This is a genomic window from Streptomyces paromomycinus (assembly GCF_003865155.1).
In the GTDB taxonomy this organism is placed as follows: domain Bacteria; phylum Actinomycetota; class Actinomycetes; order Streptomycetales; family Streptomycetaceae; genus Streptomyces; species Streptomyces chrestomyceticus.
Map to the genome: position 1 here is coordinate 4,696,838 of NZ_BHZD01000001.1, position 22,008 is coordinate 4,718,845.

Here is a 22,008-nt window from a genome sequence, read left to right on the forward strand (position 1 = left end):
TAGGCGCGATGGGGGTGCGCCGACTACATCACGAGGCGGGTTTCGTCAGGTCGTACAGCGTCGTACTCCCGATGGTCACCTTCTTGAAGTTCTTCTCGACCCAGCTCGTGATGTCGGACGACGCGGACTTCTGGGCACCGTTCGCCCCGAAGAAGCCGCCGCCCGCGCCTCCGCCGACGAAGTAATGGATCTTGCCCTGGCGTACGTACTCCTTGAACTGTTCGAGCGTCGGTGAGGGGTCGCTGCCGTTGAACCCGCCGATGGGCATGACCGGCAGCCGGGTGGCCAACTGGTAACTGGCGGCGTTCTGGGAGCCGATGGCGGCGGCGGCCCAGGTGTAGTCGGCGGCGTTCTCCCGGAGGGCGGCCTTGGCCTTGGCGCTGACCTGCTGGCCGTTGAGGAGGCCGCCCAGGGAGTTGTAGGGGCCGCCACCGGGGCCACCGGGGCCACCGGGGCCTTGGGGGCGGCCGGGGCCGCCGGGCTGGGGCTGGCTCCGGCCCTGGGCCTGCCGTCCCGGGTTCTGGCCCTGGCCCTGGCCTTGGCCCTGGCCCTGAGCGCCGGGCGGCGGTCCGCCCTGGCCGCCCTTGCTTCCCTGTCCTCCCTTGCCCCCCTTGCCGCCAGGTCCGGGCCCCCCGACGATGATCATGCCGCCGTGCCGGCCCCCGCGCCCTCGACCTTCGGACCCGCGGTCACGATCGACCCGGTGTGCGGAGTGCCGACCGTGTTCGCCGCGTACGCCACCGGCCCGCCCAGCCCGGCGGCGATCCCCAGCCCCGCGGCCACCACGGCCAGCCGCCGGCCCAGCCGTACGGACAGCAGCAGCCCCAGCGCCGCCACGGCGCCGACCGCCACCACCGACCAGCGCAGCCACGGCAGCCACTGCGGCGAGCGGGCCAGCAGGACGTACGCCCAAGCCGCCGTCACCGCGACCGTGCCCGCCAGCACCAGCACGGCGGCGGTACGGCCGCGCCGCCGCCACAGCAGCGTCGCCCCCATCGCGACCAGCGCCGCGATGTACGGGGTCAGCGCGATGTTGTAGTACTGGTGGAAGATCCCGGACATGAAGCTGAACGTCGCGAACGTGATCAGCAGCGCGCCGCCCCACACCAGGAACGCCGCGCGCGCGGCATCGGTCCGCCCGGCCCGCCGCAGTACGACCAGCCCCGCGACCAGCAGCAGGAAGGCGGCGGGCAGCAGCCAGGCGATCTGGCCGCCCATGTCGGAGCCGAAGAGGCGGGTGAAGCCGGTGTCGCCCCAGCTTCCCCCGCCTCCGCCGCCTCCGCCCGGGCGGCCGCCGCCGACACTGCCCGCCTCGTTGCCGTTGATGCGGCCGAGCCCGTTGTAGCCGAAGGTCAGCTCCAGGAAGCTGTTGCTCTGCGACCCCCCGATGTACGGGCGCGAGCCGGCCGGCCACAGCTCGACGATCGCGACCCACCAGCCGCCGGACACGACCATCGCCAGCCCGCCGAGCAGGAGTTGGCCGAACCGTCGGCGCAGCCGCGTGGGCGCGCACACCCCGTACACGAGCGCCAGTGGCGGCAGGATCAGCCACGCCTGCAGCGTCTTGGTCAGGAAGGCGAAGCCGAAACAGACACCCGCCAGCAGCAGCCACTTCGTGCGGGCGTCCTCCAGCGCGCGCAGCACGCAGTACACGGCGCAGACCATCAGCAGGCACAGCAGCGCGTCGGGGTTGTTGAAGCGGAACATCAGCGCGGCGACCGGCGTCAGGGCGAGCAGCGCGCCCGCGAACAGTCCAGCGCCCGCGCCGAAGCGACGCCGTACGGCCGCGTACAGCACCCCGACCGTGGCGACGCCCATCAGTGCCTCCGGCACCAGGATGGACCACGAGCTGAGCCCGAAGAGCCGTACGGACAGGGCCATCGGCCACAGGGCGGCCGGGGGCTTGTCGACGGTGATGGAGTTGGCGGCGTCGGAGGACCCGAAGAAGAGCGCCTTCCAGCTCGCGGAACCGGCCTGGGCGGCCGCCGAGTAGAACTGGTTCGCGTACCCGGAGGCGCCGAGGTCCCAGAGGAAGAGCGCGGCGGACGCCAGGATCAGCGCGATGAGGGCGGGTCGGGCCCAGCGGGGGGAGGCGGGAGGCGGGGCGGTCTCCTGGGCGGATTCGGACGGCTCGCGCGCCTCGGACTGCTGCTCGCGCGCCTTGGACGGCTCAGGTGGCTCGGACGGCCCAGGTGGCTCGGACGGCTCAGGTGGCTCGGCGTCCTGAATGCGGGGGCCGGGCGGCTCGGTCTCCCGGGCATGGGGGCCTGGCGTCTCGCCCGGTCCCGTGAGACGGGGGTGGTGCGTGGTCATCGAGGGCTCCTGCCGGGGTGGCGCGGTGCGGGGGTGGGATGTTGGGCGTCCGGTGCGGGAGTGGAATGTGGGGCATCCGGTGCGAGGCTGGGATGTGGGGCATCCGGCGCGGGGATGGGGTGGTTCCGTACGGGGGTGAGGTGGCCCGGTGCGGGAGTGGGGTGTTCCCGTACGGCGGCGGGGCGGTCCGGGACGGCGGTGTGGCGGTCCTGTACGGCTTCCCGACCGTCCCCGCCTTTCCGCTCTCGCTCACGCTCCCGCCCCTGCTCCCAATCCCGATCCCGATCCCGGTCCCGATTCCGATCCCGGTCCCGGTCCGTGAAGACCCACGCCCGGAAGAGCAGGAACCGCAGCAGTGTCGCCGCGAGGTTCGCGGCGACCAGGACGGCCATCTCGGTGCCGTGTGCGGGGTCGCCGGTCGCGGCGTCCAGCGCGGCCAGCGATCCGCTGGTCAGGGCCAGTCCGATGCCGAAGACGACGAGTCCCTGGGCCTGGTGGCGTACGGCGCGCTCGCGGCCCCGTACGCCGAAGGTCAGCCGGCGGTTCGCCGCCGTGTTGCCGACGGCCGACAGCAGCAGGGCCGCGGCGTTGGCCGGCTGCGGCCCGACGCCGAGCCGGAAGAGCGAGTAGAGGCCGAGGTAGAGGAGGGTGCTCAGGGCGCCGACCACGCAGAAGCCCATGATCTGCCGGGCCAGCCCGCGCGGTACGCCGACCAGTTCGCGGTCGCGCGGATCGTCGCCGAAGGGGCGCGCGAGCCGGTCGAGCGGCAGCGCTCCGGTGGCCAGCGCGCGCCCCACGCGCCACACGCCCTTCAGGTCCTCGGTCGCCGTCCGCACGATGTGCACGGTGCTGTCCGGGTCGTCCACCCAGTCCACCGGCACCTCGTGGATGCGCAGCCCGGCGCGTTCGGCGAGCACCAGCATCTCGGTGTCGAAGAACCACCCGCTGTCCTCCACCATCGGCAGCAGCCGCTCGGCGACGTCGCTCCGTACGGCCTTGAAGCCGCACTGCGCGTCGGAGAAGCGAGCGGCCAGCGAACCGCGCAGGATGAGGTTGTAGGAGCGGGAGATGAACTCCCGCTTGGGCCCGCGCACCACCCGCGAGCTGCGCGCCAGGCGTGAGCCGATCGCCAGGTCGGAGTGGCCCGAGATGAGCGGGGCGACCAGCGGCAGCAGCGCGTTCAGGTCGGTGGACAGGTCGACGTCCATGTAGGCGAGCACCGGGGCGTCGGAGAGGGACCAGACGGTGCGCAGCGCCCGGCCGCGGCCCTTCTCCTCCAGGCGTACGGCGGTCACCTCGTCGATCGTCTCGTCCAGCGACGCGGAGATCTCGGGCGTGCGGTCCGTGCTCGCGTTGTCCGCGACGGTGATCCGGAAGCCGTAGGGGAAGGTGCGGGAGAGGTGGTCGTGGAGCCGGCGGACGCACGGCTCCAGGTCGGACTCCTCGTTGTAGACGGGGATCACGACATCGAGCACCGTGTCGATCTGGCCGAGGCGCAGATGCTCACGGGGCGGCAGGGAACCCAGGGGGGTATGGGCCGGCTGTGTCGTCGTCATGACATCGACACTTCCGGAGCGCGCTGTCACCCTTGTGTGGTGCCGCTGTGCCCGGGCTGTGAATGGGCGTATCCAAGGGGCGTATGGGGATGCCGGGGGGCGCGTGTGACGTCGCGCGCGGGTCCGCCGGCGGGCAGCCGGACCCGGAAGACGGTCCGCCCGGGGACGCTCTCCACCCCGACCGTGCCGCCGTGCGCCGCGACCACGGCCTCCACGATCGCCAGCCCGAGGCCCGTACTGCCGCTGTTGCGGGAGCCCGTGCTCCGCGTACCGCCTGTGCCGTCCGCGTCGCGGATCGTCTCGCGGATCGTCTCGCGGCCCGTCTCGCGGCCCGTCTCGCGGTCCGTCTCGCGGCCCGTCTTCCGGCGCGTCTCGCGGTCCGTCTCCCGGCCCGTACGGGAACGGGACGCGTCACCCCGGGCGAACCGCTCGAAGACGTGCGGCAGCAGCTCGGGCGGCACCCCGGGGCCGTCGTCCCGTACCTCCAGCCGGACGAAGTGCCCCGCCCCCGGCATCGGCATCTCGCGCCGCAGGCAGGCGACGACCGTGGTGCCCTCGGGCGTGTGCGTACGGGCATTGGCCAGCAGATTGACCAGCACCTGGTGCAGCCGGTCGGCGTCGGCCCGTACGGGCACCGGGTCGGCCGGCAGCTCCAGGCGCCACCTGTGGCGGGGGCCGGCGGCCCGGGCGTCGCTGACGGCGTCCACGACGAGCGGTACGAGGTCGGTGCACTCGTACGACAGCGGGCGCCCGGAATCCAGCCTGGCGAGCAGCAGCAGGTCCTCCACCAGGCCGGTCATCCGCTCCGCCTCGGACTCGATGCGCCCCAGGGCGTGCCGGGTGGCCGGCCCCGGCTCCTCGCGGCCCCGCCGGGTCAGCTCGGCGTAACCGCGTATCGAGGCCAGCGGTGTGCGCAGCTCGTGGCTCGCGTCCGCGACGAATCTGCGGACCCGGGTCTCGCTCTCCTGCCGGGCCGCGAGAGCCGACCCCACGTGCCCGAGCATCCGGTTGAGCGCCGCGCCGACCTGCCCGACCTCCGTACGCGGGTCCGCCTCGGCGGCCGGGACGCGCTCGTGCAGCGCCACCTCGCCGCGGTGCAGCGGCAGTTCGGAGACGCGGGTGGCGGTGGCGGCGACCCGACGCAGCGGCCACAGCGCGATACGGACCGTGGCGGCACCCGCGAGACCGGCGGCCACCAGGCCCGCGGCGGTCACACAGACCTCCACCACGACCAGCCGCGCGACGACGTCCTGCACCTCACCGGCCGGCAGGCCGACCAGCGCGGAGTCGTCCGGCGCCGACTCGACGCGGTAGTCGCCCAGATCGGGGAGGGTGACGGTGTGCGGGCGTCCGTCCCGAGGCACGGCGGCCAGTGCCTGCTTCTGCTCGTCGGTCAGCGTGACCAGGTTCTGCGCGGGCAGCGGGTTGCGCGCGTCGATACTGCGGGCGGCGGCGGTGATGTCCCCCTCGGCGGAGACCCGCGCCCCGACCGTGCCGATGGGCTGGCCGGGGCCCGCGATGAACCCGAGGTCCCGGTGTCCGGTGAAGTCGCCCTGCCGGCCCCCGGAGTGCTGGGCCGACTCGCGCAGCTTGCCGTCGAGCTGGTTCTGGAGGTACGAGTGCAGCGCGATGGTGGTGACCGTACCGATCACCGCGCACACCACCGCGATCAGCAGCACCGCCGACACCACCAGCCGGGTCCGCAGACTCCATCGCCGCGGCCGCAGCCTGAACTGGCGGGGACGCCGGTGCCGGTGGACGCGCGGGCCGGTAGCACGCGAGCCTGCGGCACTTGGGCTCGGCTTACGCGGGTCTGTGGCACACGGGCCTGCATCACGCGGGTCTGCGGCACACGGGCTCACGGCACGCGGGCCTGCATCACGCGGGTCTGCGGCACACGGGCTCACGGCACGCGGGCCTGCATCACACGGGCCTGCGTCGGACGCCCCGGAGGCTGCCCGTACGGGAATCGGCGGCCCGGTGCCGGCCCACGCGGCGATCGGCCGATCACCGTCCACCCTCGCGGCAGCCTGCGCCCCGGTTTCAGCCCCCGAGGCGATCGGCGGCTCGCCACCCGCCCCCGACACAGCCGCAGCCGCAGCCGCAGCCGTTGGGCCGACGCCTGCCCCCGCCGTGACCGACCCGGCACCTGCCCCCGCCGTACTCGGTCCCGCACCCGCCCCAGCCGCACCCGCCCCGGCTGACCCGGACACCCGCTACCCCCCGGGCTTGATCAGATACCCGGCGCCCCGGCGCGTGTGAATCATCGGGCTGCGGCCCGCGTCGATCTTCCGGCGCAGGTACGAGATATACAGCTCCACGACGTTGGCCTGGCCCCCGAAGTCGTAGCTCCACACGCGGTCCAGGATCTGCGTCTTGCTCAGCACCCGCCGCGGGTTGCGCATCAGGTACCGCAGCAGCTCGAACTCGGTGGCCGTCAGGTGGATCTCCTGACCGCCCCGCCACACCTCGTGGCTCTCCTCGTCGAGCAGCAGATCGCCCACCGCGAGCAGCGACTCACCGCGGCCCGCCGCCGCGCCGGCCCGGCGCAGCAGTCCGCGCAGCCGTGCCACCACCTCCTCCAGGCTGAAGGGCTTGGTCACATAGTCGTCGCCGCCCGCCGTCAGCCCGGCGATCCGGTCCTCGACCGCGTCCTTCGCGGTCAGGAACAGCACCGGCACCTCGGGCAGTTCATGGCGCAGCCGCCCCAGTACGGTCAGGCCGTCCATGTCCGGCAGCATCACGTCGAGCAGCACCGCGTCCGGCCGCCACTCACGTGCCGCCCGCAGCGCGGCCGTGCCGTCACCTTCGGCGCGGATGTCCCAGCCCTCGTAACGCAGCGCCAAGGAGAGCAGTTCGGCGAGCGACGCCTCGTCGTCGACGACCAGCACCCGCACCGGGCTCCCGTCCGGACGCAGCAGCTCAGCGGGCTTCTTGGCGGTGGATGTGGACGCTGTCACGGTCATGCTGTCGAGGCTGACCACCCCCTCTGAGAGCCGTCTTGCGCGTATCTGTGAATCTCCTGAGAAACACCCGTCACCACAGCACGGTGTCAGTGGAACCGGACTGGGCCGCCCCCCGCGCGGTCCAGCCGGTCACCACTGGAATCAGCATGGCACCTACCACTGACAATCGCCCTGACCTGCGGGTTTGTGCTCCTGAGTGGCTTTCGGCGGGTTCTCGGCGGGCTGCCGGGCCCCTCCGCCCTTCCCTTCACCCCGACGTCAATCCGTACCGTCACCGCATGAAGATCCTCGCCCTCAACGGCAGCCTGCGCGCCCGCTCCTCCAACGGTGCCGTCCTGCGGTCCGCCCTCGCACTCACCGACGCCACGTCAGCCGCCGCCGACATCGCCGCGCTTCCCCACTTCCAGCCCGACCGGGACGCCGAGGGCGCCACGCCGCCCGCCCCGGTGGCCGCCCTGCGCCACGCCGTGGCGGACGCGGACGCCGTACTGATCGTCAGCCCGGAGTACGCCCACGGCGTCCCCGGCGTCCTCAAGAACGCTCTCGACTGGCTCGTCAGCAGCGCCGAACTCCTGGACAAGCCGACCGCGGTACTGACCGCTTCGCCCTCACCGACCGGCGCCGTGTATGCCCACGAGCAGCTGCGCGAGACCCTGCGCATGATGTCCGCCACCGTGGTCCCGGCCGCCTGCCGCGACCTCACCGCCATCGGCGCGAAGACCGACCCGGCCACCGGGACCGTCACCGACCCCGCCACCCTCCAGGACCTCCGCGCGGCCCTGGCAGCACTGACCACCGCTGCGGCCGCTCCCACCACCACTCCGTCCTAGCCCCGCTCAGATCCCGAACACCCGCCCCGCGTTCCCGTAACAGACCCCCCGCAGCCAGTCGTCCCCCAACTCCAACCGCGCCAGCACCTCCAGCGCATGCGCGTAGCCGTACGGGATGTTGGGAAAGTCGCTGCCGAACAGAATCCGCTCCCCCAGCTCCGCAAGCCGCCCCCGCTCCGTACGGGGGAAGGGCGCGGCCCGCTCGGCGAAGTCCGTGAACGCCATCGTCGTGTCCAGGAGCACGCCCTCGTACCGTTCGGCCAGGCCGAGGAAGTCGGTGTACTCGGGCATCCCCATGTGCGCGACGACCAGCCGCAGCCGCGGATGCCGGGCCAGCAGCCGCCCGATCGGCTCCGGCCCGGTGTGCTTGCCCGGCGCGGGACCGGAACCACAGTGCACGACGACCGGCGCCCCGGCCTCCGCGAGCGCTCCCCACACCCCGTCGAGCCGCGCGTCCCCGGGGTCGTACGCCCCCACCTGCACATGCGCCTTGAACACGCGCGCCCCGTCGCCCAGTTCGGCCCGTACGTAGTCCTCGGCCCCGGCCTCCGGGAAGAACGTGGCGGTCCGCAGGCAGTCCGGCGTACGGGCCGCGAAGTCTGCCGCCCAGCCGTTGAGCCACTGAGCCATGCCCGGCTTGTGCGGGTAGACCATCGAGGTGAAGGCGCGGACGCCGAAGCCGCGCAGTACGGCGAGCCGTTCGTCCTCCTCGTAGCGGTACGCGATCGGCCACGCACGCCCCACCAGCGGCCCGGCCGCGTCGAAGTACGCCCAGACCTTGGCCAGCACCCGTTCCGGCATGAAGTGCGTGTGCACGTCGATCAGCCCCGGCAGCCCCAGCCCCCGCCAGAACGCTTCGACCCGCTCGTCACCGTCCACCGCCATGGCCACGTCCTCCCGCCGTACGGGACCGGGCACAACCCCGGCCCCCACCGACCCACCAGCCGATCGTTGCACCCAGCACCTACCCGGAGCCACCCCTGCCCCTGATCCACCTTCCCCCTCAGAACAAACTCCCCTGCGCCCCTTCCCCACCTCCCCTGTCCTCCCCTCCCGCCCCCTTCCCGGCCGCTCGCACCCCCGCCGTAGTCACCCCACCCACCGCACCGCGCAACACCCACCCCGCCAACAACCGCCCATCCACCACCAACACCCCAGTCCCTCCCACGCCCCCAGCGCCCCCGGCGCCCCCGGCGCCCCCGACATTCCCAGCAACCCCAGCACCCCCGGAATCCCCAGCACCCCCGGCATCCCCAGCGCCTCGCACATACACATCAGCCCCCACCCCCGCCACCACAGTCCCCACAACCTCATCCCCCGCAACCAACCCCTCCACCTCACCGACCCCCGTCGCCGGAATCCGCCCCAGCCCGAACACCTCCGTATGGTCCGTCCACGCGAACGCAACCGGCTCCAGCGCCTCCGGCCACCCCGCCAGCCCCCGCGCCGCGCCATGCAGTTCGGCCAGCGCCGCGGCCCGCTCCGGCACCGGCGGCAGCGCGGTACGCGCCGCCCGCTTCTCCGCCTTGCCGAACCGGTCCCGTACGTCCAAGGCGGTGCCCAACAGCGTCTCCGCCCGCCGCGCGGCCATCAGCGGCCCGTAGCCCAGCCATGCGTACGTGACCGCCCCCTGCTCCACCAGGCGCGCCGCGCCACGCTCGGCCGCCGTGATCCCCACCTTCAGCAGGCCGGGCCCGAAGTACGCCAGGTAGACGCCGTACGTACGCGGATCGTCGGCCATCGTGTCCGCCGCCACCGACCGCGAGCGGTCGAGCCGAGCGCAGTCCGCGCACTGGTCCCGCGTGCGCCTACCGTCGATCACGGCCGCGTACGGACAGGCCGTCCACCGCGCTCCCCTCCGCACCCCGAGGCACCGCCGCTCCCCCACCACCGCAAAAGCCAGACCTTTGCCGGCCGGCAAGGCACTACGCCGCCGTACACCCCGATCCGGTGCGTACCACCCGAGCCCCGGCTCGCCCCCGTCCCAACTCGGCCCCGTACACCACCAACCACCCACCACCCCACTCACGCCCCGACACCCACCTTGCTCACGTCAGCATCCCCCACCCCAACCGTCCCACTTCCCGCCGCAGCCCCCCGATAAGTGCTCCGGTACGCACTCGGCGACACGCCGATCGCGGCCTGAAGGTGCTGCCGCAGCGAGGCCGCCGTACCGAACCCGGCGTCCGACGCCACCCGGTCCACCGTCAGTTCCGTCTCCTCCAGCAACTGCCGCGCCCGCTCGACCCGCTGCTGCGTCAGCCACTGCAACGGGGAGACCCCGACCTCCTCCCGGAACCGCCGGGTGAAGGTCCGTACGCTCATCGCCTCGCACGCGGCCAGTTCCCGCAGGGTCACCGGCCGGTCCAGGTGCTCCAGCGCCCAGGCCCGGGCCGCGGCCGTGGAGGAGTACTGCGGTTCGGGGACCGGGCGGCGGATGAACTGGGCCTGTCCGCCCTCCCGGTGCGGCGGTACGACCGTACGGCGGGCCACCTCATTGGCCACCGCCGCCCCGTGATCACACCTGATCATGTGCAGGCACAGATCAATCCCGGAAGCGACACCTGCGGCCGTCAGCACACCCCCCTCATCCGTATACAGAACATCCGCATCCAGCTCCACCTCCGGGAACAGCCGCCGAAACTGCTCCGCCGACCCCCAGTGCGTCGTCGCCCGCCGCCCCTCCAGCAGACCGGCCGCCGCCAGCACGAACGACCCCGTGCAGATCGACGCGACCCGCGCACCCGGACGAAAGCGCGCCACCGCCCGCGCCATCTCCTCGCTCAGGCAGCCGTCGTCCCTCCCGTAGTCCTGCTGCGAGGCCGGCACCACGACGGTGTCCGCCTCCGCGAGGGCCTCGGGCCCGTACCGCACGTTGACCGTGAAATCCACATCGGTACGGATCTCCCCCGGCTCCGGCGCACACGTCACCACCTCGTACAACCGCCGGCCGTCGGCCGTCTCGGCCTGCCCGAAGATCCGGTGCACGATCCCCAGCTCCATCGGCAGCAGCCCGTGCCGCACCAGTACGGCGACCCGGTGCCGCCCGTCCTCCGCGAAGACACTCATGGCCCGATCCTCACACACCTTGGCCATCCGGCCACTCGTTCCGCCCCCACCCCCCACCAGAAGATCGACCCACCCCAAAAACCTTCCCCCTCCCCCTCCCTCTCCCCTCCCTCTCCCCTCCCTCTCCCCTCCCTCTCCCCTCCCTCTCCCCTCCCTCTCCCCTCCCCTTGGAGCCCCCATGAAGGTCCTCTGGCTGGCAGCCCACCCCGAAGAACGCTCCCTCAACAGCTCCCTCAAGAACGAAGGCATCCGCACCCTGCGCGACCACGGCCACGAGGTCCAGCTCTCCGACCTCTACGCCATGAAGTGGAACCCGGTCGTCGACGCCGACGACTTCGGCCACTCCCCCACGGACCGCCTCCACATCAGCAGCGCCGCCCACCGCGCCTACACCCACGGCACCTTGAGCCCCGACATCCGCACCGAACAGGAGAAGGTCACCTGGGCCGACACCCTCGTCGTCCAGTTCCCCCTCTGGTGGTACGGAATGCCGGCGATCCTCAAGGGCTGGTTCGACCGCGTCTTCATCAGGGGCTTCGCGTACGGCATCGACGACCCCGCCACCGGGCAGGCACTCCGCTACGGCGACGGCCCGCTGACCGGCAAGCGCGCCATGGCCGTCGTCACCGCCGGCGCCCGTCCCTCCTCGATCGGCCCCCGCGGCGTCAACGGCGACCTCGACGACCTGCTGTTCCCCCTCCACCACGGCACCTTCTGGTACACGGGCATGAGCGTGGCCCCGCCGTTCCTCGTCCCCTCGGCGGACCGCACGACCCCCGCCGCCTTCGAGGACACCGCAGCCCGCCTCCGCACCCGCCTCCTGGAGCTCCCCTCGACCCCGCCCCTCCCCTTCCGCCGCCAGAACTCCCCCGACTACGACCCGGAAACCCTCACCCTCCACCCGGACCTCGCCCCGCACTCCACCGGCCTGGCCCTGCACTACACGGACGCCCCATAACCCGAACACGCCATGCAAAAAAGACCGGCCCGGCACGTTTCCGTGCCGGACCGGTCTTCGCAGTAGCGGGGACAGGATTTGAACCTGCGACCTCTGGGTTATGAGCCCAGCGAGCTACCGAGCTGCTCCACCCCGCGTCGGTTCCTCAGACTCTACGCCACACCCGCCCCCATGGGAAATCGTTACCCCTGCCCCCTCACCCGCTCGTGCCGACCGGGTCGAGAACGGGGCGGACGGGGCTCCGTACCGGCGGGTGACGCAGCCGCAGGCAGGACTCAGCTTCCGCACTGCACGGCGAAGCGCCCACCCGGATGACCCGGCAGAGGCTTCGACCTGCTGCGCACCGGCAGAATGCGAATCTGCACCTTCCCGAACCGTAGATCGGGCGACCTGCCGAGCTACGTTCTCGACCCTTGCAGTCCTCTAGCCGAAGGCCGAGACGGTCGGAGATGTCCAAAAGGTGACGGTCGGCCCGTAGGAACCGTCCTCTTCGTCGCTCACCTCGACGGTGACTTCCCGGTCGGGGTAACGCGCGGACAGGACTCCCTGCCAACACTCACCCAGGGCCAGCGCGAGCTGAGGCAGTTCCTCACCGAGCTGATCACTGTCCGCCAAAGGGGTATTGCTGAAAATGGACCACAACTCGACATGATTGACGACGAGTTCGATCCGGCGCCTATCGTCTTCCAGGTTCGTGAACCAGTCGTCGGCAGTCCCCTGAGTGAAGTTTTCCTTGAGGAACACGCAGCCACGGTATTCGACCGTCTCAGGGCAGAACAGCCAGGCGGCAGCGAGAACGAAACGCAACCCACCCTCAAAATCAAGGTAATTATCCGGCGAAAGACCTTCGTCCTTCCATTCAGTGCGCCACTTCCTGAAGAACACCGGCAGCTCACGCTCGGACCACGCCGGTTTACTGCTGCTCACGGGATCTCCCAGGGGAATGCTGCGCGCACCTTTCTCGATGGGCGCACGAAAACTTCACCGGTCTTCGGATTGATGTTGTGCGTATACTCTACGACATGCGGCGTCTCCACCCCGCCATGCGAGTCACCCTCCAAGTCTACACGCTTCAAAGGGCGCCCTCCGGAATCGTAAGTAGTGTAGTTGCTTACTTTTCCGGTCTCCGGGTTTACCTTGTAGAGTGTGCCGTTTTCCGGGCCACCCTCCACCGGCAAATTGTTCCCAGAGCGGCCACCAGTGCCTTTGTAGTGCTGCCCGTTCTTAATCAGCTCGGACGCTTGCTGCTGTTCTGACCCACTGGCGCCTGACCCTTCGCTGTTCCTCTGCAGAGGTTCGACCGCGGAATCGCTTTTGGCATGCTGGGCGAGGTCCATCGCGCCGACGCCCACCAGACCGACACCAGTGGCGATCCCGGCAGCGGAGACCGCATTGAGCGGTACTCCGGCCACGGCACCGACGCCTGTGGCGTCCAAGGCGACACCGAGCGCTTCACCGCCGGCACTGACCCCGGCCAGGAGCATGCCACCGGCCATCGCCGCACTGTCACCGGGATGCTGGATCATGGCGTTTCCGAAAGAGGCGAGGTCATTGACGACGACCTTGGCCCCATCCATCAGCCCATCGCCCACATCGCTGAAAAAATCGCCGACCTCGGACCAAAAGCCCGGCCGCTCCGGGGCGGCCTCCGTGGCCTTCTTCATCCGTGTGGCAGCGGCCTGCCCCGCGCCTTCGACATCGCTGCGCGCAGACTCAAGATCCTCACGGGCAGCAGCCCGGTCCGATTCGCCAGGATCATCAAAAGGTATCTCAGTGCTGCTTCCTTCGTTCTGCGCCTCAGCGACGTTCTGAGCATGGACTTTCTTGGCAGTCGCGGTGGCCGCCTCGCCGCGCGCGAATCGCGACATGGCACCGTCAGCGCGCTTCTGAGCCGCACGCAGGACGTGAATGTAGTCGTTGAGGGCGTTTGCGGCGGCATGGAAATTGTCGCCTGCCTCGATCCATTTGGCCGGCTGACCATGGAAACGATCACGAAAGGCATCACCGGCTTTGCCGCGCCAGCCATCCTCGGTCTCGATTCTCGCCAGCCCTTTACCGGTCGCTACAAGCACATCACCGTAGGCGAGCAAAGACTGTGCAGTCGCAACCAGAGAATCCGGTGCGCCGGGGATGAGATCAACGGAGTTCGTCGTCTCTCCGAGCTGGGCCATCAGCCTTCCCCCGGGTCTTTTCCGGATGAGGATTGAAGAATTCCCTGAGCTGAGGCTTTGATATGCCGCTCAGCCCTCTCATAGCTCTTGACGCAGTGGTTCAGCCGGTCGGAAACCTCTGCCCCGTCAGAGGCCAAGTGCGACACGCCGATGTTCCACCGGTCACAGAAGTCGACAACTGCTGATGCCAGTGCGTCGTGACCGAAGGCTTCTTTGGGAGCATCGATGTCGCTGACCTTCTTGGTGGCCATCGCATCCAGAGTGGTGCGTATCCCGGATGCGGCCTCACGTAGCGCATCGAGGTCCACGGAGAACCCGTCCGCCGGCATGATCAACACCCCCCGCTCAAACCTGCACCGCGCCGCGTGGCATGAACCTATCAAACCCCTCAATCGAGAGGAGAAGTGCAACAACGGACACGACGGGCCAGCCGCAAGGGCCGGCCTCACCGATCGATCGACGGCCTCGCGTCGGCTCACTCAGGCTCGGCATCGCCGGCCATAACGAGGCAGGCTGCACAGTTGACCACGCACTGCCATTCGGTGTTCTTGCCTTCACCCTTTCCGGCACCGCAGAGAGGACACCGCCCATCTCCAATGGTCCGCGGCATGCGAACGGTCAAAGCGTCGCCCCCAACGATCACCGAGGGTTCCGTCTTCGCGTCACCGCTACGTTCGCCGCTGATCCTCGTTCTCGTGCAGACACGCCCGTCGGGCGCTCATGACCAGGATGTTGATTGGCCGAAGCCCGGTGGCCCACGCCCTCGGACTGGCCCCCGATTCCAGAACGACGTTCAGGACGCGACCCGGCTCCCTAGCGCCAGGCAGTGCTCTGCCGCGAAGCTGCCGGACCCGTCGACCGCGCCGCCGGTGAGAGCGGCTGACAGGCTCGGTGCGCCGTCACTGCCGCCTGGCTGCTGTACGGCACGACAAAGCCCCCGCCCGGATGACCCGGCGGGGGCTTTGGCCTGCTGTGCGCTCGGCAGGATTCGAACCTGCAACCTTCTGATCCGTAGTCAGATGCTCTATCCGTTAAGCTACGAGCGCTTGGCTTTCCGGCGGTTTTTCTTGCCGGTCGGCGTTGCAGAAAGAACATTACACGAACCTCGCCGTGAGGCGAAATCCGATCACCACACCCCTCCTGACCTGCGGAAATGCCGTGGAGGTGGGCGGTGGGGGCTACTCGGGCCAGGCGGAGTCTTCGAGGATCCGTACGAAGTCCGGACGGATGTGGTCCGGATCGAGGCGGGTCAGGACGTCGGCCAGGGGGGTACCCAGGGCGGTCTCCGGGCGGCGGGCGAGGGCCCGGTGGTAGGCGCGGAGGATGTGGCGCTTGAAGCCGGGGCGGGGGTGGGCCGTGAGGATCTCGTCGCGGGTGTCCGGCGGGAGGGTGGCGTAGCCGATGCCGAGGACGTCGAGTTCGTAGCCGACCGCGAGAAGGGCGATCTCCGGGGCCATGCGGTGGGGGACCTGTGGAGTCGTGTGCAGGGCGATGGCCTGCCAGGTGAGGTGGGTGCGGGCCGTTGGGGCTCCGCGGGCGGCGAGGAAGCTGCGGGCCTCGTCGGCGCCATCCAGTTCGAAGCGCTGCCGGGAGCCGTGGAACCGGTCGGTCAGGCCGAGGCCGTGGAAGAGGGCGGCGATGTAGAGAAGCTCCGCGTCGAAGGGCAGGTTTCGCTCGCGGCCGTGCCGGGCGCCGAAGAGGTAGACCCGGCGGGAGTGGTGGTAGATCAGTGCGTCGGTGGTGTTCCGGATCAGGTCGGTGGCCTCTCTGGCCAGGGCGGAGTCCGGGAGGGGGATGCCGGCGATGTGGGTGTGGGTGGTGTGGGCTGTGTGGGTGGAGCGGCGGGTTGCGGTGGGGTCTGGGGGTGGGGGTGGGGATGGGGGTGGGGGTGAGGGTGGGGTGTAGGGCTTGGGTGGGGGGTGGTGGTTGGGGTTTTCGCGGTCGGGCGCCATGGGGACAGGGTCGCTCGGGAGCGGGGGCCGCGCCCGGAGGGTTTCGGTCAGGTGGGGAGGGTGGGGGCGCCTCATACGGAGTAGGGCGCTCCGGTGGCGGATGGCGGGGGCGCTTCGTACGAGGTAAGGCGCTCCGATGACGGATGGCGGGGCGCTTCGTACGAGGTAGGGAGCGTGCCGTGCGGGGAGGGCGTGTGCCGACCGGAGGGAGAAAAACGTTCAGGCCCCGGTCGGAGTGACCAGGGCCTGAACGAAACGGAGCGGAGGCGGAGGGATTTGAACCCTCGATGGGCTTTAAAACCCAAACCGCATTAGCAGTGCGGCGCCATAGACCGGACTAGGCGACGCCTCCACACACCCCGACCGCGCGCAAGCGCGATGTGGCGTGACCAGATGATGGCACAGCTCGGCGGGCTGTCACCAATCGACCCCCACGGTACTCGGCCGACGGGCGGCCCGGCAAAGGTCTTTACGGGGTGGTTCGGGCGCGTTCCGCATGAATCATCGCCCGGCAAATCGAACGGGGTCCAAACATCGCGACGGGTGGCCGGCCGCGCGCAACGTCGGGCCCGTCGGCGCGTTAGACGCTGCGGAGACATGAGGGGCGGGAGGGGGCGGAAGGGGGCGAGAGGGACGGAAAGGGAGAGAAGGGCGGGAAGGGCGGGAAGGGGATGGGTGGTCCTGGTAGGGGTCTGCTCCGTGCCGTTGCCGCCGCTGCCACCGCCTCCACCGCAGCCGCCCCCGTCGTCCCCGCCGTCGCCACCGGTCCTGCCCCCGTACCTCGCGCCTCGTCCCGGTACCTCGCACCTTCTGGAGTACGCGATGCCGTTCCATCGACTGTCCCGCTTCGCCACGGCTGCCACGACCGCCGCTGCCACCCTCGCCCTGACGGCCCCGGTGGCCGCTTCGGCCCCGGTGGCCGCTTCGGCCCGGGCCACGCCCGCATCCCCGGCCACGCCCACATCCCCGGCCACGCCCGCATCCCAGGCGTCCCTCGCCGCTCCCGCCACCCCCGCCACCCCCGCCGACCTCTCCGTCGGCTCCTCGACCCTCACCGCCCCCCTCCCCCGCCTGTCGCGCTCCTCCGACCACCTCACGATCACGGTCAGCGACTCCGGCAAGGCGGCCACGAACGGTACGTACGAGCTGTACTGCCACCCGGCACGCGGCACCCACACCGACGCGCGCGGCGCCTGCGACAAGCTCGACAGTCTGTCGCGGTGGGGCAAGGACCTGTTCGCGGGCGTGCCGAAGGGCAGCAAGTGCACGATGCAGTACGGGGGACCGGCCACCGCACGCGTCACCGGCACGTGGGCGGGGCGCCCCGTCAACGCCCGGTTCAGCCGCGCCGACGGATGTGAGATCAGCCGCTGGAACCGGTTCGTGCCGGTGCTGCCCTCGGTCGCTTCGTGACCTGGAAGCGGGCCAGTTCAGGACGCGGGGCACATGTCGGGCGTGCGACGAGTCGCACAATCCCGTGGCATTACCTCCTCGTCATCCGTCTCCGCGTCCACATCCGGTGCCCGTAGACTCCCTTCCAGTGACCCGCCGCGGACGTGGCGGCGGGCTCGGCAAGGTGCGGTAACTGCAGGGAGGAAGCGTCGTCGTGAGCAGCAGGCCATCCCGAGGCGCTGCTCGCCTCGCAGCCATACTCGACGCTCTGCCGGACGCGTTGCTGCTGGTGAACTGCAACGGCACGGTCGTCAACGCGAACGCCATCGCCCTGGAGACCTTCGAGGCCCCGGGCACCGCCCTGGTGGGCCGCGGGCTGCTGGACCTGCTGCCGTCCTTCGACTCCAAGCGCATTCCCGGCTCGATGCGGCGCCACGACGAGCAGGAGCACGGCCCGCGGACGAAGCCCACGCGGATGGTGGCGCGGCGTACCGACGGCAGCGAGCTGCTGGTCGAGGTGACCAGCGCGAACCTGGAGGACGGCCGTACCCCGTACGAGTCCGCCTTCGAGGCCGCGTACGCCGACCACCGCAACGGCTACACCGGCGACGAGCTGCTGATGCTCGTCGTACGGGACCTGACAGGGACGCTCGACACCGAGACCGAGCTGGCCCGCCAGCAGCGGCAGACCGAGATGATCCTGCGCGCGGCCGCCGAGGGCGTCGTCGGCGTCGACTCCGAGGGCAGGGTCGTCCTCGTCAACCCGTCCGCCGCGCAGATCCTCGGCTACCGGGCGAGCGAACTCGGCGGCAAGGAGCTGCACCCGCTCATCCACCACTCCCGCGCGGACGGCACGCCGCTGCCCTGGGAGGAGACGCCGCTCGCCGACTCCCTGCGCTCCGGGCGCAAGCACCGGGTGCGCGGGCAGGCACTGTGGGCCAAGGACGGCCGGTCCGTCCCGGTGGACCTGACGACCGCGCCGGTACGCGACGGTGACCAGCTCGTCGGCGCGGTGATGACGTTCACCGACCGGCGCCCGTACGACGCGCTGGCGGCGCGTCACACGCAGCTGCTGGCCGTACTGGACCAGTCACTGCGCGGCCCGCTGGAGGAGCTGAAGGCGGAGCTGGGCACCCTGGCGTCCGACCCGGCCGGCCAGCTCTGGCCGGAGGCCAACCAGATCCTGCACCACCTGGCCGCCGGGTACGCCCGGATGACCACGCTGGTCGACAACGTCCTGAGCTACCAGCGGCTGGACGCGGGCGGCGAACGGCTCACCCGCTCCAAGGTCTCGCTCGACCGGGTCGTGACCGCCGGTGTCGAGGGCGCGATCGAGCTGATCGGCCCGGGCCGCGCCCAGTTCGCGGTGCACGCCCCGCCGATCGACGCCGAGGTGGACGCGGAGCGGCTCGCGCAGGCGCTGTCCCATCTGATCGCGGACGTCGCGGGCGTGGACGCCACGGGCAAGGCCGGGAGCGGTGCCGAAGCCGCCTCCGGTGACTCGACGATCGTGGTGGCCGCGGCCGCGCGCGGCGAGGTCGTACGGATCGAGGTACGCGGCCCGTACGGCGGCGGCAACCCGGTCCACGCGCCGATCGTGCGCGGCATCGTGCGGCAGCACGGCGGTGTGCTGCAGACGCACAAGGTGCCGGGTGCGGGCGGCAGCGCGTATGTGCTCGAAGTGCCGGTGACGGCCGACGGCGCGCCGGTGTCCGGCGCGGCGGGCCCGGCGCGCGAGGTGACGGGCAATGAGACGACGGTCATGCCGGTGCCGGCCGAGCGGGCTCGGGGGACGCAGGGACAGGCGCAGGAGCAGGCACAAGGCCAGGGCCAGGGCAAGGGCCAGAGCCAGGGCCAGAGCAAGGGCAAGGGTCCGGCTCAGGGGCAGGTCGGTGGGGCCGGGGTGCCTGGGGCATCTGGGGCACCTGGAGTGCCTGGAGTGCCTGGGCAGAAGGCGCGTGCGCAGGGAGACGGAGGGGCGAGCGGCCCGGGTACGTCCGGTGCCGCGGGCGGCGGTACGGGCCGTACGGACGGTGGGCCCGAGGACACGCCGACCGGGCGGCGCCGGGCGCGGAACGGTGACGTACCGGCGCAGCAGCAGCCGCAGCAGCAGCCGGGTGGAGACGCCGCGGCAGCCGGGAACGGGAACCAGAACGGCAACCAGAACGGCAACCCGAACGGGAACGGCAGCGCGGGTGGCGACGGGAGCGGGAGCGGTCAGGTGCCCCGGGCCCGTAATGAGGCGGATGCCCCCGGGGCGCAGGGTACGGGCGGCTCCGGGCGCCCCGGCGCGGAACAGGGGATGACCGGCGCGCCCGGGATGCCGCAGGGCATGGCCGGGGCCGAGGTCGTACCACCGGGCGGCCGGCGTCCGCTGCAGCAGAACGGCCCTGAGGGTGCCGCACGGGCCGCGCTCCCGGCGGCCGCCGGCGGCCCTCAGGGGCAGCAGCACGGGCAGGGGCCGGGGCAGGGCCAGGGGCAGGCTGTTCCCGCCCAGGCCGGGCACGCTCAGGCTCAGGGGCAGGTGCCGCCGTCCGGGCGCCGGGCGCGCAGGGCGCTGGCCGACACGGCCGAACGCCCCTTCCCGAACCAGGCGCAGGCCCCGGTCCGTAACGCGCACTCGGCCTTCGCGCTGCCGCCTGCCGCCGCCGATCAGCTCCCGCAGTCCCCCTTGCCCGCGTTGCCGGTCCTGCCCGGTCAGAACGCCGGACCGGCCGACGGCCCGCAGGGCGGAACGGGTACAGGCACAGGTACAGGCGCAGACGCGGGTACAGGTACGGGTACGGGGCGCCGTCGCGCGCGCCCCGGTACGGCCGACGCGGCCGGCGATCCGGCCGGTGCGGTGCCCGCGCCGGGCGCGCCCGAGGGTGGCTGGGGGCCCGAGCCGACCGGTCGGCGCCGTGCGCGGCGTGCGGCCGCCGAGGAGCGGGCCGCCGCCGCGATGGCCGATTCGGAGTCGACGGGTACGTTCGTCGCCGGGCCCGAGGGGCTGGTGGCGCACCCCGTCGAGGGCGGGCCGACGACCGCTCCCGGCAGCGCTCCGACGGCCGGCCCGGGAACCGCTCCGACAGCCGCTGACGCGCCCCCCGCGCCGACCGGGCGCCGGCGTGGGCGCCCCAGCCCGGTGGAGGCCGAGCAGGGCGCGGGCCAAGAACCGCACAATCAGGGCCAGGGCCAGGGCCAGAGCCAGGTACAGGTACAGGGCCAGGTACAGAACCGGGCACAGCACCAGCTACAGAACGGCCCCGCCGAAGGCCCCGGTGCGGCCGAGGCGCCCGTACCCGACCCGGCCACCCCCCAGCAGCCCATGCCCGCGCCCGCCTCCCCGGACGCGGCGGAGGGAGACGACCTGGCGGGCGGGCCCGCCGCCGGCCACTCCCACGGGCGCGCGTTCAGTGTGCGGACGCTCGGGCAGGGCGTGCCGTTCTCGCAGCAGCTCGCCGGATCCGAGCAGCAGCAGCGGCCGGCCGCACCCGGAGGTGCCGCACCCGGCTCCCCCACACCCGGAGCCCCCGCCGCGGGCTCGGGGCGCCGCCGCAAGCTGGCGCAGCCGCCGCAGGAGGGGGAGCGTACGGCCGCGTCCGACGCCGCCTCCGCCGAGGCCCGGCCGCACCCGCAGCCCGGCACCCACGCTCCGGGACAGCCCCAGCCCCAGCCCGTACAGCATCCCCAGCAGTCCCAGCAGTCCCAGCAGCAACAACAACCGCACCAGCAGCACCTGCTGAACACCTCGGAGGGGCGCGCCTTCGCCGTCTCCGCGCCCGACGAGGGCAGCGAGGGACCCGAGCCGCTGGACGGCCCGAACGGCGCCGTCGAGGTGACCGACCCGCAGCCGCAGCCGATGGACGACGAGTTGCCGCCGGAGCCGCTGGACAACCCGCGCCGGCTGCTGGTCTGGCCCGCCCCGGACGTCTCCACGCAGCAGGCGCTGAGCGACCGCGGCTACCGCCCGGTGATCGTCAACTCCCGCGAGGAGGTGGACGCGCAGATCGCCGCGTACCCGGCGGCGCTGTTCGTCGACCCGCTGACCGGGCCGATCACCCGTACGGCGCTGCAGTCGCTGCGTACGGCGGCGGTGGCGGCCGAGGTGCCGGTCCTGGTGACGGCCGGGCTCGGGCAGGCGACGCGGGAGGCCGCGTACGGGGCCGACCCGGCCGTACTCCTCAAGGCGCTCGCCCCGCGCGACAGCGAGCAGCACCCGCCGCGGGTCCTGCTGACCGAGGAGAACGACGCCGTCGCCGGTGCGCTGACCGCCTCGCTGGAACGGCGCGGCATGCAGGTCGCGCGGGCGGCGACGGACGCGGACGCGGTCACGCTCGCGGCCCAGATGCGGCCGAACCTGGTGGTGATGGACCTGATGCAGGTACGCCGCCGCCGGGCCGGGATCGTCGACTGGCTGCGCTCGAACGGGCTGCTCAACCGCACCCCGCTGGTCGTCTACACGTCGGCCGACCTCGACCCGGCCCAGCTGCCGGGGCTCGCGGCGGGCGAGACCGTCCTCTTCCTGGCGGAGCGGTCGACGAGCGCGGAGGTCCAGGCGCGGATCGTGGACCTGCTCGCCAAGATCGGTACGAATTGAGCGGGAGCGGTACGAATCGGGCGGGCCCGGTGCGAATCGATCGGTCCCGGTGCGAATTGAGCCAGGCCGGTACGCATTGAGCGGGACCCGAGCGGCCTGAGCGGGACCCGAGCGAGCTGAGCGGGACCCGAGCGGCCTGAGCGGGCGGAACGGGCTGAGCGGGACCGGAGCGAACTGAGCAGGACCCGAGCGGGCAGCCGTGGAAAAGCCCGGTGGCCCACC

14 protein-coding genes, 3 tRNA genes and 1 pseudogene are annotated in these 22,008 nt (G+C 71.8%); 4 read left to right on the forward strand and 14 right to left on the reverse strand.

Going from position 1 to position 22,008, the window contains the following annotated elements:
• Nucleotides 1–28 precede the first annotated feature (28 nt).
• The 4 genes and pseudogenes from OEIGOIKO_RS19750 to OEIGOIKO_RS19770 all read right to left on the reverse strand — a co-directional run bounded on the left by OEIGOIKO_RS19750 (nt 29) and on the right by OEIGOIKO_RS19770 (nt 6,835).
• Nucleotides 29–2,313, reverse strand: a pseudogene (locus tag OEIGOIKO_RS19750) (ArnT family glycosyltransferase).
• A complete protein-coding gene (locus OEIGOIKO_RS19755; RefSeq protein WP_125055174.1) occupies nt 2,310–3,869 on the reverse strand; it encodes a bifunctional glycosyltransferase family 2/GtrA family protein in 1,560 nt (519 codons plus the stop codon). The pseudogene OEIGOIKO_RS19750 and the gene OEIGOIKO_RS19755 overlap by 4 nt, the downstream one beginning before the upstream one ends.
• A gap of 26 nt (nt 3,870–3,895) precedes the next feature.
• Complete coding sequence (locus OEIGOIKO_RS19760) at nt 3,896–5,563, reverse strand: sensor histidine kinase (RefSeq protein WP_246178059.1); 1,668 nt, start codon at nt 5,561–5,563, stop codon at nt 3,896–3,898.
• A gap of 522 nt (nt 5,564–6,085) precedes the next feature.
• The gene (locus OEIGOIKO_RS19770) at nt 6,086–6,835 is read right to left on the reverse strand and encodes a response regulator transcription factor (RefSeq protein ID WP_125055175.1); all 750 of its coding nucleotides are present in this window, start codon (nt 6,833–6,835) and stop codon (nt 6,086–6,088) included.
• Nucleotides 6,836–7,113: 278 nt separating this feature from the next.
• Here OEIGOIKO_RS19770 and OEIGOIKO_RS19775 point away from each other — a divergent pair, with 278 nt between their 5' ends.
• The gene (locus OEIGOIKO_RS19775) at nt 7,114–7,665 is read left to right on the forward strand and encodes an NADPH-dependent FMN reductase (RefSeq protein ID WP_125055176.1); all 552 of its coding nucleotides are present in this window, start codon (nt 7,114–7,116) and stop codon (nt 7,663–7,665) included.
• 6 nt (nt 7,666–7,671) lie between these two features.
• Here OEIGOIKO_RS19775 and OEIGOIKO_RS19780 read toward each other — a convergent pair whose 3' ends face one another.
• From OEIGOIKO_RS19780 to OEIGOIKO_RS19790, 3 genes are all read right to left on the reverse strand, one after another.
• Nucleotides 7,672–8,550 (reverse strand): amidohydrolase family protein, encoded by an 879-nt coding sequence (locus OEIGOIKO_RS19780; RefSeq protein ID WP_125055177.1) that lies wholly within the window; start codon nt 8,548–8,550, stop codon nt 7,672–7,674.
• 118 nt (nt 8,551–8,668) lie between these two features.
• A complete protein-coding gene (locus tag OEIGOIKO_RS19785) occupies nt 8,669–9,685 on the reverse strand; it encodes a DUF2797 domain-containing protein (RefSeq protein WP_125058803.1) in 1,017 nt (338 codons plus the stop codon).
• A 5-nt stretch (nt 9,686–9,690) separates the two neighbouring features.
• Complete coding sequence (locus OEIGOIKO_RS19790) at nt 9,691–10,761, reverse strand: GlxA family transcriptional regulator (protein WP_125055178.1); 1,071 nt, start codon at nt 10,759–10,761, stop codon at nt 9,691–9,693.
• A gap of 151 nt (nt 10,762–10,912) precedes the next feature.
• On the opposite strand from OEIGOIKO_RS19790, the gene OEIGOIKO_RS19795 reads away from it, so the two are divergent.
• Entirely contained in the window at nt 10,913–11,692 is a 780-nt protein-coding gene (locus tag OEIGOIKO_RS19795; RefSeq protein WP_125055179.1) for an NAD(P)H-dependent oxidoreductase, read from the forward strand.
• A gap of 63 nt (nt 11,693–11,755) precedes the next feature.
• On the opposite strand, the gene OEIGOIKO_RS19800 is transcribed toward OEIGOIKO_RS19795, so the two are convergent.
• From OEIGOIKO_RS19800 to OEIGOIKO_RS19830, 7 genes are all read right to left on the reverse strand, one after another.
• Nucleotides 11,756–11,829, reverse strand: a tRNA-Met gene (locus tag OEIGOIKO_RS19800).
• 286 nt (nt 11,830–12,115) lie between these two features.
• Nucleotides 12,116–12,619 (reverse strand): hypothetical protein, encoded by a 504-nt coding sequence (locus OEIGOIKO_RS19805; protein ID WP_125055180.1) that lies wholly within the window; start codon nt 12,617–12,619, stop codon nt 12,116–12,118.
• Nucleotides 12,616–13,863, reverse strand: coding sequence for a putative T7SS-secreted protein (locus OEIGOIKO_RS19810; protein WP_125055181.1), 1,248 nt, complete (start codon nt 13,861–13,863; stop codon nt 12,616–12,618). Before OEIGOIKO_RS19810 ends, OEIGOIKO_RS19805 begins: the two co-directional genes overlap by 4 nt.
• Nucleotides 13,863–14,114, reverse strand: coding sequence for a hypothetical protein (locus OEIGOIKO_RS19815; RefSeq protein ID WP_246177431.1), 252 nt, complete (start codon nt 14,112–14,114; stop codon nt 13,863–13,865). Before OEIGOIKO_RS19815 ends, OEIGOIKO_RS19810 begins: the two co-directional genes overlap by 1 nt.
• A 722-nt stretch (nt 14,115–14,836) precedes the next feature.
• Nucleotides 14,837–14,909 (reverse strand) — tRNA-Arg (locus OEIGOIKO_RS19820).
• 132 nt (nt 14,910–15,041) lie between these two features.
• Nucleotides 15,042–15,815 carry an HD domain-containing protein gene (locus tag OEIGOIKO_RS19825; RefSeq protein ID WP_125055182.1) on the reverse strand — a complete coding sequence of 258 codons (774 nt, stop codon included), beginning with the start codon at nt 15,813–15,815 and terminating at the stop codon, nt 15,042–15,044.
• A gap of 261 nt (nt 15,816–16,076) precedes the next feature.
• Nucleotides 16,077–16,167 (reverse strand) — tRNA-Ser (locus tag OEIGOIKO_RS19830).
• A 470-nt stretch (nt 16,168–16,637) separates the two neighbouring features.
• Between OEIGOIKO_RS19830 and OEIGOIKO_RS19835 the strand changes: the two genes are divergently transcribed.
• Together OEIGOIKO_RS19835 and OEIGOIKO_RS19840 are read left to right on the forward strand one after the other, a co-directional pair.
• Nucleotides 16,638–17,228 carry an SSI family serine proteinase inhibitor gene (locus tag OEIGOIKO_RS19835; RefSeq protein WP_125055183.1) on the forward strand — a complete coding sequence of 197 codons (591 nt, stop codon included), beginning with the start codon at nt 16,638–16,640 and terminating at the stop codon, nt 17,226–17,228.
• A gap of 193 nt (nt 17,229–17,421) precedes the next feature.
• The gene (locus OEIGOIKO_RS19840; RefSeq protein WP_125055184.1) at nt 17,422–21,786 is read left to right on the forward strand and encodes a PAS domain-containing protein; all 4,365 of its coding nucleotides are present in this window, start codon (nt 17,422–17,424) and stop codon (nt 21,784–21,786) included.
• Nucleotides 21,787–22,008: the final 222 nt, after the last annotated feature.

Excerpts from the sequence above, each read along its gene's own strand:
- OEIGOIKO_RS19775 (WP_125055176.1), top strand. The coding sequence starts at position 7,114 with ATGAAGATCCTCGCCCTCAACGGCAGCCTGCGCGCCCGCTCCTCCAAC.
- OEIGOIKO_RS19790 (WP_125055178.1), bottom strand. The coding sequence starts at position 10,761 with ATGGCCAAGGTGTGTGAGGATCGGGCCATGAGTGTCTTCGCGGAGGAC.
- OEIGOIKO_RS19795 (WP_125055179.1), top strand. The coding sequence starts at position 10,913 with ATGAAGGTCCTCTGGCTGGCAGCCCACCCCGAAGAACGCTCCCTCAAC.
- OEIGOIKO_RS19815 (WP_246177431.1), bottom strand. The coding sequence starts at position 14,114 with ATGGCCACCAAGAAGGTCAGCGACATCGATGCTCCCAAAGAAGCCTTC.
- OEIGOIKO_RS19835 (WP_125055183.1), top strand. The coding sequence starts at position 16,638 with ATGCCGTTCCATCGACTGTCCCGCTTCGCCACGGCTGCCACGACCGCC.
- OEIGOIKO_RS19770 (WP_125055175.1), bottom strand. The coding sequence starts at position 6,835 with ATGACCGTGACAGCGTCCACATCCACCGCCAAGAAGCCCGCTGAGCTG.
- OEIGOIKO_RS19825 (WP_125055182.1), bottom strand. The coding sequence starts at position 15,815 with ATGGCGCCCGACCGCGAAAACCCCAACCACCACCCCCCACCCAAGCCC.
- OEIGOIKO_RS19810 (WP_125055181.1), bottom strand. The coding sequence starts at position 13,863 with ATGGCCCAGCTCGGAGAGACGACGAACTCCGTTGATCTCATCCCCGGC.
- OEIGOIKO_RS19780 (WP_125055177.1), bottom strand. The coding sequence starts at position 8,550 with ATGGCGGTGGACGGTGACGAGCGGGTCGAAGCGTTCTGGCGGGGGCTG.
- OEIGOIKO_RS19755 (WP_125055174.1), bottom strand. The coding sequence starts at position 3,869 with ATGACGACGACACAGCCGGCCCATACCCCCCTGGGTTCCCTGCCGCCC.